General features: G+C 72.7%; 10 protein-coding genes and 1 tRNA gene. 6 read left to right on the top strand and 5 right to left on the bottom strand.

Annotated elements, in window-relative coordinates:
- Positions 1 to 44: 44 nt before the first annotated feature.
- Entirely contained in the window at positions 45 to 1,001 is a 957-nt protein-coding gene (locus tag ACZ5DC_RS10915) for an aldo/keto reductase (protein WP_468651514.1), read from the bottom strand.
- Between the two features lie 202 nt (positions 1,002 to 1,203).
- On the opposite strand from ACZ5DC_RS10915, the gene ACZ5DC_RS10910 reads away from it, so the two are divergent.
- The 4 genes from ACZ5DC_RS10910 to ACZ5DC_RS10895 all read left to right on the top strand — a co-directional run bounded on the left by ACZ5DC_RS10910 (position 1,204) and on the right by ACZ5DC_RS10895 (position 4,918).
- Positions 1,204 to 2,766 (top strand): MFS transporter, encoded by a 1,563-nt coding sequence (locus ACZ5DC_RS10910; RefSeq protein WP_468651512.1) that lies wholly within the window; start codon positions 1,204 to 1,206, stop codon positions 2,764 to 2,766.
- A 14-nt stretch (positions 2,767 to 2,780) separates the two neighbouring features.
- The gene (locus ACZ5DC_RS10905) at positions 2,781 to 3,212 is read left to right on the top strand and encodes a hotdog fold thioesterase (protein ID WP_468651510.1); all 432 of its coding nucleotides are present in this window, start codon (positions 2,781 to 2,783) and stop codon (positions 3,210 to 3,212) included.
- An 83-nt stretch (positions 3,213 to 3,295) separates the two neighbouring features.
- Complete coding sequence (locus tag ACZ5DC_RS10900) at positions 3,296 to 3,742, top strand: MarR family winged helix-turn-helix transcriptional regulator (RefSeq protein ID WP_366749965.1); 447 nt, start codon at positions 3,296 to 3,298, stop codon at positions 3,740 to 3,742.
- 291 nt (positions 3,743 to 4,033) lie between these two features.
- The gene (locus tag ACZ5DC_RS10895) at positions 4,034 to 4,918 is read left to right on the top strand and encodes an AfsR/SARP family transcriptional regulator (RefSeq protein WP_366752817.1); all 885 of its coding nucleotides are present in this window, start codon (positions 4,034 to 4,036) and stop codon (positions 4,916 to 4,918) included.
- A gap of 420 nt (positions 4,919 to 5,338) precedes the next feature.
- Here the strand turns inward: ACZ5DC_RS10895 and ACZ5DC_RS10890 are convergent, their stop codons facing one another.
- The 3 genes from ACZ5DC_RS10890 to ACZ5DC_RS10880 form a co-directional block, all read right to left on the bottom strand.
- The gene (locus ACZ5DC_RS10890; protein WP_468651507.1) at positions 5,339 to 6,382 is read right to left on the bottom strand and encodes a 3-oxoacyl-[acyl-carrier-protein] synthase III C-terminal domain-containing protein; all 1,044 of its coding nucleotides are present in this window, start codon (positions 6,380 to 6,382) and stop codon (positions 5,339 to 5,341) included.
- Positions 6,382 to 6,876, bottom strand: coding sequence for a cupin domain-containing protein (locus tag ACZ5DC_RS10885; protein WP_468651505.1), 495 nt, complete (start codon positions 6,874 to 6,876; stop codon positions 6,382 to 6,384). The genes ACZ5DC_RS10890 and ACZ5DC_RS10885 overlap by 1 nt, the downstream gene beginning before the upstream one ends.
- Before the next feature lie 203 nt (positions 6,877 to 7,079).
- Positions 7,080 to 7,955 carry a helix-turn-helix transcriptional regulator gene (locus ACZ5DC_RS10880; protein WP_468651503.1) on the bottom strand — a complete coding sequence of 292 codons (876 nt, stop codon included), beginning with the start codon at positions 7,953 to 7,955 and terminating at the stop codon, positions 7,080 to 7,082.
- A gap of 57 nt (positions 7,956 to 8,012) precedes the next feature.
- Between ACZ5DC_RS10880 and ACZ5DC_RS10875 the strand changes: the two genes are divergently transcribed.
- Together ACZ5DC_RS10875 and ACZ5DC_RS10870 are read left to right on the top strand one after the other, a co-directional pair.
- Positions 8,013 to 9,482, top strand: a complete 1,470-nt coding sequence (locus ACZ5DC_RS10875; RefSeq protein WP_468651501.1) for an MFS transporter — start codon at positions 8,013 to 8,015, stop codon at positions 9,480 to 9,482.
- A gap of 37 nt (positions 9,483 to 9,519) precedes the next feature.
- A complete protein-coding gene (locus ACZ5DC_RS10870) occupies positions 9,520 to 10,554 on the top strand; it encodes an aldo/keto reductase (protein ID WP_468651499.1) in 1,035 nt (344 codons plus the stop codon).
- A gap of 262 nt (positions 10,555 to 10,816) precedes the next feature.
- Here the strand turns inward: ACZ5DC_RS10870 and ACZ5DC_RS10865 are convergent.
- A tRNA-Leu gene (locus ACZ5DC_RS10865) sits at positions 10,817 to 10,900 on the bottom strand.
- Positions 10,901 to 11,040 lie beyond the last annotated feature (140 nt).

Raw genomic sequence — 11,040 nt, 5'->3', positions numbered from 1 at the left:
CCGGGTGGGCGGCGGCCCCGCGAGGGGGCCGCCCACGGGGGTGGTCAGCGAGGGCCGGCCGGTTCCGGGAGGGCGTCCAGCTCCGCCAGGGCGTCCGGCGGCAGGGTCAGGGAGCCGGCCGCGACGTTGTCCTCCAGGTAGCGCCGGGTCTTCGTGCCCGGGATGACCCCGACGTGCTCGCCCTGGGCCAGCACCCATGCGATGGCCACCTGCGCCACGGTCGCGCCCAGCCGGTCGGCGACGGCCCGAACCCGGTCCACGATGGCCTGGTTCGCGGCGATGGCCTCGGGCTGGAACCGCGGCAGGCGGTGCCGTCCGTCCGCCTTCGGCAGGTCGCCGGGGCCGGCGATCAGACCGGACAGGAAACCCCGGCCCAGGGGCGCGAACGCGATGAAGGCGATGCCCTCCCGTGCGCAGTGGTCGACCACCCCGTCGGTCAGGGCGTCACGGCTCCACAGGGACAGTTCGCTCTGCACCGAGGCGACCGGGTGCACCGCGTGGGCGCGGGCGATCTCGTCCGGTGACGCCTCGGACAGCCCGATCGCGCCGGCCTTGCCCTCCTTCACCAGCTCCGCCAGCGCGCCCCAGCTCTCCTCGACCGGCACCCGCGGGTCGATGCGGTGCAGCTGGTACAGGTCCACGTGGTCCACCCCCAGCCGCCGCAGGCTCGCCTCGAACGCGCCGCGCAGGTACTCCGGCCGGCCGTCCCGGTGGCTGCGGTAGGTGACCGGGTCGTCGACCACCAGTCCGCCCTTGGTGGCGAGCAGCACCTCGTCACGGTGGCCCCGCAGGGCCTTACCCACCAGGACCTCGTTGGTGAAGGGGCCGTACTGGTCGGCCGTGTCGATCAGATCGACGCCGAGTCCGACGGCGCGGCGGATCACCGCGACGGACTCGTTCTCGTCCCGCCCCTCCTCGTCGTACCCCCAGGACATCCCCATGCAGCCGAGTCCCACGGCCGCGAACGACCGTTCCGTGCCGCCCAGTCGGATCCTGCGCATCGCCGTACGCACCACCTTTCCCCGCGTCGCTGTGAAGCGTCGGTCACCGTCACCCGCCGTCGAGTGGCAGGCCAACGTCTTTATACAGAACTCTGGCATACGTCGTTGACAGCGGGTCTGCTGAGTACCCTACTCTGTGCCAGAGTTCTGCTACATAGCTGACGACTACCTGACAACAGACAACAGACAGAGGTGATCCACCATGTCCACCGGCAACCCGCGGGCCACCCTCGCCGCGGCGTGCGTGGTCGGCCCGCTCATGACCCTGGTGGTGACCGGCCCCTCCGTGGCCGTCCCCGACATCGGCGCCGACCTGCACAGTTCCCTTGCCGCCGCCCAGTGGGTGGTCGACGGTTACATGCTGACCGCGTCCAGCAGCCTCGCGGCGATGGGCTCGCTGGCCGACCGCGTCGGCCATCGCCGCATGTTCACCTGGGGCATGGCGTTCTTCGCCTTCTGGATGGCCGTCTCCGGACTGGCGAACAGCATCCTGCTGCTCGACCTGGCCCGTGCGATCGCCGGCTTCGGCAGCGGCGCCGCGCTCGCCTCCATCACCGCGATCCTCGCCCAGGCCTTCGACGGCACGGCACGCGCCAAGGCCTTCGGCCTCTTCGGCACGTTCCTCGGAGCAGGTCTCGCCTTCGGCCCGGCCTTCGGCGGCGCCCTGGTCAACCTGTGGGGCTGGCGCTCGGTCTTCCTGGTCCTGGCCGCCGTCTCCGCGCTCGTCCTGCTGAGCACCCCGCTGCTGCCGCGCTCCGCCCCCGACAAGGGCCCGCGCTTCGACTGGGCCGGCAGCCTGCTCTTCGGCGCCGGCGTCGCCCTGTTCGTGCTCGCGCTGGTCGAGGGCCCCGGCCGGGGCTGGAGCGACCCGATGGTGCTCGCCGCCGCCGTCGGCTGCCTGGTGCTGATCACGGCGTTCGTGACGGTGGAGCGCCGCACGCAGAACCCGATGTTCGACCTCGGCCTGTTCGCCCGGCCGCAGTTCCTCGCCGTCTGCCTGGTGCCGCTGGTGCTGGCCTTCAGCTTCGTCGCCCTCGTCATCGTGCTCCCGCCGTACCTCACCTCCACGAGCGGGATGTCGGCGCTGCGCATCGGCGTGGTCCTGCTGCTGCTCACCGGCCCGTCGCTCGTGATGCCCGCGCTCACCGGCCTGGTGGCGCAGAAGTTCTCCCAGCGCACCCTGTTCGTCGTGCTGCTGGCCTGCTCCGCGGCGGGTGCCGCCTGGCTGACACTGGTCGACCCGGGCGCCTCCGCGCCGGCGCTGGCCGGGCCGCTGCTGCTGCTCGGCATCGGCTACGGCATCTCGCTCGGCATCCTCGACGGCGCGGCGGTCTCGGCCGTCGAGCCGGAGCGGATGGGCATGGCGGCGGGCATGTTCAACACCGTCAGGCTCGCCTCCGACGCGGTGTCCATGGCCGGTCTGGGCACCCTCGTCACCGCGCTGACCAAGGCCGCCCTCGACGGCGACAAGGTCTCCGCCTACCCGGGCGGCGCCGGCGAGCTGACGTCCCGGGCGCTCCAGGGCGGTCTGACCGAGGCCGTCGGGACCCTGCCGGCCGGTGCCGTGCGGGACGGGGTCGCGACCGCGATGTCCGACGCGTACGCCAGCGGTCTGCACACCACGATGTGGTTCGTCGCGGCGGCGTGCGCGGTCAGCGCGGTCGTGGTCGGCGGCCTGCTCTCGGGCAAGCGGCAGGCGCGGGAGGCGGCCGGTGACACCGCCGAGGCGGCCTCCCCGGCACCCGAGCCCGCCTCCACCCACTGACAGGGGACCGTCACATGACCCAGACCGCCCTCGGACCCGTCGAGGTCCTGCCCCCCTACGTCGGACAGCAGCTGGTGGAGCGGCTCGGCATCGAGGTCACCGTCTGCGAGCCGGACCTGGTGGTCGGCACCATGCCGGTGGACGGCAACCGCCAGCCCGTCGGCCTCCTGCACGGCGGCGCCAACGCCGTCCTCGCCGAAACACTCGGGTCGCTCGCGGCCTGGGTGCACGCGGGCGCCGACCGGATCATCGTGGGCCAGGAGCTGTCCTGCACCCACCACGCCGGCGCCCGCACGGGCAAGGTCACCGGTGTCTGCCGTCCGCTGCACGTGGGCACGCACACCGCCACGTACGAGATCGTCGTCTCCGACGAGCGGGGCCGGCGCACCTGCACGGCCAGACTCACCTGCGCGATCCCGCCGGTCCGGCGGCGGAGGCCCCGGTGAGGGCCTCCGCCCCGGCACGGCGGCCCGCCCGTGGTCAGCCTGCGGTCACTCCTTCGTTCTCTGTCGTATGCGAGACTGTTGACATGGCGAACACGACGGAGACGGTCGCCGCAGGCCGGCTCGGGCACACGATCAAGAGGGCTGAGCAGGCCCTCATCGCACGCAAGTCGCACGTGCTGCGGGAATACGACCTGACGGTGCCGCAGTATTCGGTCCTGCTGCTGCTGTCGGTCTCCGACGGCATGTCCGCGGCACAGCTGGCGCGGGAGTGCATGGTCACCCCGCAGACGATGGCCACGGTGCTGACCAACCTGGAGAAGGCCGGACTGGTCGTCCGCGAGCCCTCCGAGCTGCACCAGAAGGTGGTGGTCAACCGGGCGACCCGGGCGGGCCGCGCCGTGGCGAAGAAGGCGGACAAGGCGGCCTTGCGGGTCGAGGGTTCGCTCAGTGCGGAGTTCACGCCGGAGGAACGGGCCCGCCTCGAGGAATACCTGGAGCGGGCAATTGCCGTACTGAATTCACTGGACTGAATTCCCGGCGCCGCGTCCCGAAGGCCGCGTAAAGGCGGCGGTGGTTGTGCTTGTACGAGCACAACCACCGCCGCCTTTCCGTTGCCTCCGTGCGGTGTGACCTGCACAACATCCCATGTAGCCGACTGATTAACTCTGGTTTCACACTCAAATAGGGGGGATGGTTTTCAGCCGGGTCCTGATATACTCGATTCGTCACTCAGGGTCACCGGCACGGCCGGCGTGCCCCTGGGCGGTGAATGAATCCGTCATACCGGTAACCGACGGGATGACGTGTGCCAACAAGGGGGAATGGTGCAGATTCATGTCCTGGGTCCGATGGTCGTCTTCGACGAAGAGTCGGAGCCGGTCGTCCTGGCTCCGAAACCACGGCGGATTCTCGCGATGCTGGCGGTCAACGCCGACCGGGCGATATCCGTCAGCGCGCTCGTACAGGAGCTGTGGGGAAATAACCCGCCCCGCACCGCAACTGCCACGATTCAGACATACGTGGGACATGTCCGGCGCACGCTCGCGGAAGCACTCCGGGTCAGCGTCGCGGAAGTCGCCGACGAAATCCTGGTCACCGAGGGCAGCAGTTACGTGCTGTCCTCGTCGCGGGTCGCGCTCGATATCACCGAGTACGAAATGCTGGCCGAGGAGGGAAATGCCGCGGTCGAACGCGGCGAATTCGCCCGCGGTGCGGATGTGCTCCGCCGGGCGCTGTCCCTGTGGCGCGGGCCGGCCCTCGTCAACGTCGAGGCCGGTGAACTGCTGAGCGCGCGCATCGTCTGCCTGGAGGAGTCCATGCTCTGCGCCGCGGAGCACCGGGTCTACGCGGATCTCCAGCGGGGCGCCCACCGCACGCTGGTACCGGAACTGTCGGAACTCACGGCCCGGCACCCGCTGCACGAGAACTTCCACCGTCATCTGATGCTCGCCCTGTACCGGTGCGGGCGCAGGGCGGAGGCGCTGGCGGTCATGCGGAGGCTGCGCACCCGGCTGGTGGAGGAGCTGGGACTGGAGCCCTCGCCGTTCCTGGTGCAGATGGAGCAGGACATCCTGCGCGGCGAGCCGTCGCTGGACCTGGTCCAGACCGCCGCGCCCTGCCAGGGCCCCACGAGGTCACCGGTCCGCCCGTCGGGTCACCTGCGGCTGCACCCGGCGTCGGCAGCGGTCATGCAGCCCACCGGCTGACGGACACGCACGAGACCGGGGCCGCGGGGCGCACCACCCCGCGGCCCCCGCCGTTTCCAGACGCCCGCGGCCTCCCGCCGCCCCCCGCACGACCGACCACCACGTGGTGCCCCACCAGCCCCGGCGGCAGCCGGACGGAGCCGCGCGGTCCCGGAGCCGCCTCGTCAGCCCCGGCCACCCACCCCGGCGTCACAGCCACCCGACCGCCCGAACGAGCCGCGCACCCCAGAGCCGGCAACGCCGTGCCCCACAGCACCCCTCACCCCGGCCACACCCGCAGAACCCGGCCCCGCGCCACGGCATCCGCCGTACCGGCGAGGGTCGGCCGGGCGCCGTGGGGCCGGCCGGGATGGTTCCCGTGCCGTGCCGGGTGGACGCGCGCTCGTTCCGGCCCGCGTCAGCGCACGCGGCACGGTGTGGTCAGGCCGCGCTCACCAGCAGGCACGACCAGGTGAAGCCGGCGCCGGCGCTGACCACCAGGGCGTACTCGCCGGGCTCCAGCAGCCGGTCCGCGTGCAGTTCCGCCAGGCTGGCGGCCGCGTCCCCGGCGCCGAGGTGGCCGGTGCCGGCGCCGGGGCGCAGGAGTTCCGCACCGGTCAGCTTCGTCAGCAGCGGCGCGTAGGCCAGGTCCACGGTCTTGCGGCCGAGCCGCGGGGCGACCACGTAGCGCAGGGGCTGATCACCGGTCGCCGCCAGGCCCGCCGCCTCCAGGCAGGACTCCACGGCCGACCGCAGGGAGTGGGCGCTGGCCTCCGTGAACGCCTCCAGGCCCTCCGCCGCCAGGAACGCCTTCTTGGTGCGGCGGATGTCCACCCGGGGCCCGAGCGTGCGGGCGGCGGGGCTGAACGGGTCGTCGCCCCGGTGCATCCGCTCCAGCCGCGGCGCGGCCACCGTGGAGATCGAGTGCAGCACGAGGTCGGCGGGCCGTCCGCCCTCGGTGTCCGCCAAATGGTGCAGCACCAGCGCGGTGGCCCCGTCGCCGTATCCGATGCCGTAGTCCCCGCTCCACCGGTCGAAGCCCGGTTCGCGGAACGCGTCGGCCGTGGTGACGAGCGCGCTGCCCAGCCCCGGCTCCACGAACAGCCGTGCGGCGGCCAGTTCCACCGCCGCCGCGCCGCCGTTGCACACCTGCTGCACGCCGACGGGCACGGCGTCCCCGGCACCCAGCCGGTCGGCGATGAAGTGGGCCGGGGACCACAGGTCGTGGCCCTGGTAGTGGATCCACGCGTGCAGGACGGCACCGACGTCCCCGGCCGGCACGCCCGCCGCGGCCAGCGCGCGCCGGCCCGCCTCGCAGGCCATCTCCGGCGGGGCCAGATCGGCCACCGGCAGCCGGTCGTAGCCCAGTTCGTCGGCGGTCTCCGCGTCGAGCAGGCCCAGTGCGACGGCTTCCCGCGCGCTCTGCCGCCGCTCGGGCAGCCACACCGCGGGACCGGAGATGCCCAGCGGGCGGGGCAGCCGCATCACCGGCTCCGGCCGCCGGCCGGGGACGCCGTGCCGCAGCCCGGGTCGGCGACGGGCACCGAGGGTGCCGTGGCGTCCGTGGGGAGGATGTCGACGACGTACAGCTCGACGGGTGTGGTGCCGCGGTTGACGCCCATGTGCACGGTGCGCGGGCCCACCGGCTCCACGAGCGAGTCCCCCGGGCCGTACTGCTTCTCGGAGCAGTCCGAGCCGTCGATCCGCGTGAAGGTCCCGGAGTTGATGACCGCGATCTCCTCGCCCACGTGGTAGTGCCAGCCCGTGGAGGCGCCCGGCTGCACGACGGCCTTGCGGTACAGGACCTTGCGGTCGCCGTCCGCCTTGATCTTGAACGGGGCCGAGGTGAGGCCCTGGCTCAGGGTCACCGAGCTGACGGGCGGCTCTTCCGCCACGGCCGCGGACCGGGTGGCGAATCCGATGCCCAGGGCCACCACCACGACGGCGCCGGCTGTTGCGACCTTGCTTCTGTGGATCACGGACGTGCTCCTCCGCTCGCTGGAAGACGGCAGGCGGGTCACGCCACCGCGCCCCCGCCTGCACCTGTGTAGCAGAGCATTGGCACTCGGAGTACGTCTGTCTTGACGATGAAGGCTGTCTTACGCCGGGCCTTGGGCGGTTCTTCAGCGGACCTCGACCGGACCGCCGGCCGAACCCCCGCCGAGCACTCCGGCCCGCCCCGTCACCCCGCCTCGACCAGCGAGATCCGCCCCTTGCGCGTGTCGCGGTCCAGCAGTTCACGCACCTTCTCGGCGGTGTCCGTCCCGGCCTGCGCCGTGTGCAGCATCAGCCGGACACCGGGGCGGTCCGGGACCTCCAGGACGGAGTGGTCGAAGATCAGGCACCCCGCCCGCGGATGGTCGATCGCCTTCACCCCCTGGTTCGTCGACCTGATCTCGTAGCGCGACCACAGCTCGGCGAACTCCGGGCTGCACCCGGCCAGTTGCTCGCAGATCCGGGCGAACTCCGGGTCGTCGGGATAGCGGGCGGCGTCCCTGCGGAACTCGGAGACCAGCCCCGGCGCGATGTCCGCCCAGTAGCGGTGCCGGGCCCGGAACGCCGGGTTGGTGAAGAAGGCCACCAGGCAGTTGGTGTCGCCTTCCCGGAACCCGAAGACCAGTTCGGCGGCCCGGTTGGTGCCCGCGATGTTCCAGCAGCGGTCGATGGCGTAGGCCGGGGACGGCATCCAGCCCTCCAGCAGCGACGTGAGCCGGGAGATGTCGCCGGGGTCGCCCGCCGTGTGCCGCGGTGGGTTCAGCCCGACCAGCCGGTAGAGGTGGTCGCGTTCCGCCGCGTCCAGCCGCAGCGTCCGGCTGATGGCGTCCAGGACCTGTTCCGACACCTTGATGTCCCGGCCCTGCTCCAGCCACGTGTACCAGGACGCCCCGATGCCGGCCAGCATCGCCACCTCCTCCCGGCGCAGGCCGGGGGTGCGCCGGCGCGCCCCCGGGGGCAGACCCACGTCCTGCGGGGCGAGACGCTCCCGGCGCGTGCGCAGGAAGAGCCTGAGTTCCTCCCGTCGGCGCGCGTCCCCTACCGGTTTCAGACTGGTGGTCATAAACCCAGGATAAGTACGGGCTACCCGGCGTGTACGGACGACGGAGAACCTCGCCTCATGACTTCCGATACCGTCCGTCCGCCCGCCAAGGCGCGTTTCACGACGCGCCAGTGGCTCGTCATCGCCCTTCTGTGCGGCGCCCAGTTCATGCTCGCGCTGGACTTCTCCATCCTCAGCGTCGCCCTCCCGGTCCTCGGCAAGGACCTCGGCTTCGCCCTGAGCGACCTGCAGTGGGTCGTCACCGCCTTCGCCCTGCCCTCCGGCGGCCTGCTGCTGCTCTTCGGCCGCGCCGCCGACCTCTACGGCCGCCGCAACTGGTTCATCGTCGGCATGGCCCTGTTCACCGTCGCCTCCCTGGCCGGCGCCCTGGCCACCACCCCCGGCTTCCTGCTCGCCGCCCGGGCCGTCCAGGGCGTCGCCGCCGCCATGCTGACCCCGGCGGCCATGTCCCTGCTGACCACCAACTTCGCCGAGGGCGCCCAGCGCGACCGCGCACTCGGCATCAACGGCGCCCTGCTCTCCCTCGGCTTCCTGTCCGGCGTCGTCCTCGGCGGCGTCATCACCGAGCTGACCAGCTGGCGCGTGACGCTCTTCATCAGCGTCCCGGTCGGTGTCGCCGCCGTCATCGCCGCCCCGGTCCTGATCAAGGAGAGCCGCAACGAGGAGACGCCCCGCCTGGACGTCCTCGGCGCCCTGACGGTCACCGGCGGCCTGCTGTCGGTCATCTACGGCGTCACCTCCGCCGAGCGCAACGGCTGGGGAGCCGCCACCACCCTGGTCTCCTTCGCGGCCGGCGCGGTGCTGCTGGCCGCGTTCTTCGCCGTCGAGTCCCGCGTCGCCGCCCCGCTCGTCGACCTCGGCGTGCTGCGCCGCCGCACCGTCAGCTGGGGCAACACCACCGGCCTGATCACCTTCGCGATGATGACCGGCATGGTCTTCCTGCTCACCCTGTACATGCAGAAGGTGCGCGGGATGACACCGCTCGACGCCGGCTTCTCCTTCGCCGCGCTGGGGGTCGCGGCCGTCCTCGGCGGCGCCTTCGCGGCGCGCATCATCGGCCGGATCGGCGTCCACCGCGCCCTCGTGTACGGCCTGGTCCTCCAGGCGGCCGCCACGGCGGTGCTGTACCTCCTCGACACCGACGGCGGCATGCCGCTGCTGCTCGTGGCCACCGCGGCCGGGGGCTTCGGCCACCTCCTCGCCGTCGTCGGCTACATGATCACCGCGACGTCCGGGCTGCCGGACCACGAGCAGGGCCTCGCGACCGGCCTCGCCTACACCGGCCAGCAGCTCGGTGTGACGGTGGGCACCCCGATCCTGGCCACGGTCGCCGCGTCCGGCATCGAGTCCGCCGGCGGCAGCGGTCCCGCCGCGGTGCTCCACGGCGTGCAGGGCGGCCTGCTGACCGCCGCGGCCGCCCTGGCCGTCGCCGCCGTCGTCGCCGTCGCCTTCCTGCGCCCGGCCCGCACCACGGCCGCCCCGGTCGCCGCCGGCGCCGCCGAGACGGTCCCGGCCGACGCGCACTGACGGCGCGGACCACGACCACGAGAGGACCACGAACCGTATGCGCATGCGCTACCTGGGCCGCACCGGCCTGCAGGTGTCCGAGATCTGCCTGGGCACCATGACCTTCGGCGGCCGGCACGGCTTCCAGCACATGGGCCGGCTCACCACCGTCGAGGCGCGCCGCCTGGTCCACCGGTGTCTGGACGAGGGCGTGAACTTCTTCGACACCGCCGACATGTACTCCGCGGGACAGTCGGAGGAGGTGCTCGGCGCGGCGCTGTCCGGCCGGCGCGACGACGCGATCATCGCGACCAAGGTGCGCTGGCAGATGCCGGACGGCAGCGGCGGACCCAACGACCGCGGGCTGTCCCGGCACCACATCGTGCGGTCCGTCGAGGCGAGCCTGCGCCGCCTGGGCGTCGACCACATCGACCTCTACCAGACGCACGGCTGGGACGGCCGCACCCCGTGGGAGGAGACGCTGCGGGCCCTGGACGACCTCGTGCGGGCCGGCAAGGTCCGCTACGTCGGCGCGTCCAACCTGACCGGCTGGCAGCTCACCCGGGCGCTGGCCACCAGCGAGCAGCGGGGTCTGGAGCGGTTCGCGTCCCACCAGATCCAGTACAGCCTGGCCGCCCGCGAGGTGGAGTGGGAGCTGATTCCCATGGCCGAGGCGGAGGACGTGGGCGTCATGGTGTGGAGCCCGCTGGCGGGCGGTCTGCTCAGCGGCCGTCAGGAGCGGGGCGCCACACCCCCGCCCGGCACCCGGCGGGCCGTGGGCTGGTTCGAACCGGTCGACCCGGAACGCACCTTCGACACCATCGACGTCCTGCGCGACATCGCCGCCCGACGGGGGGTGTCCGCGGCCCAGGTCGCGCTGCGGTGGGTGCTCGAGCGGCGCGGCGTCACCTCGGTCGTCATCGGCGTCCGCAACGAGGCCCAGCTCACCGACAACCTCGCCGCGACGCGCTGGTCCCTCACGCCCGAGGAGCGCGCGGCCCTGGACGAGGTCAGCGCGCCACCGCTGCCGTACCCGTACTGGCACCAGGAGTACTGCGACGCGGACCGGGTCCGGGAGGGGGAGCCGGCCTGAGCGCGCGGGGCCGTGCGCGGGCCCTCCCCCGGCGCGGGGACGCCGCCGCCGGCCGGTGGCGGCGCCCCGTGCGCGTCGTTCGGGGACGAGGAGTGGCACGCGTCACCCGGGGCCTCGCCGGACGCCACCACCCGACCGCCCTCACCCGGTGCGGTCGTTGACGCCTTGAGAGCTTCCTCACACCCCGGCCGGACGGCGCCCGTGAACGACGCCGCATACGACCGAGGGCCCATCGTTTTCACGATGGGCCCTCGGCCTTCTGTGCGCGAGGGGGGAGTTGAACCCCCACGCCCTTGCGGGCACTGGAACCTGAATCCAGCGCGTCTGCCTATTCCGCCACCCGCGCATTGGGTGTGTCTTCCGGTTCCGGCCCTTGCGGCCCGGCCCCTTCCGACACCCAGAACATTAGCACGTCGTACGGGGTGGATTCACATCGCTTCCCGCCGGCCCGCCCCCGGTCACGACCCCCGCCACGCGCGGCGCGCG

This window comes from Streptomyces sp. NPDC031445, assembly GCF_055581365.1.
The sequence above is the reverse complement of the archived record's forward strand: the minus strand, read 5'-3'. Positions and strand labels throughout refer to the sequence as shown.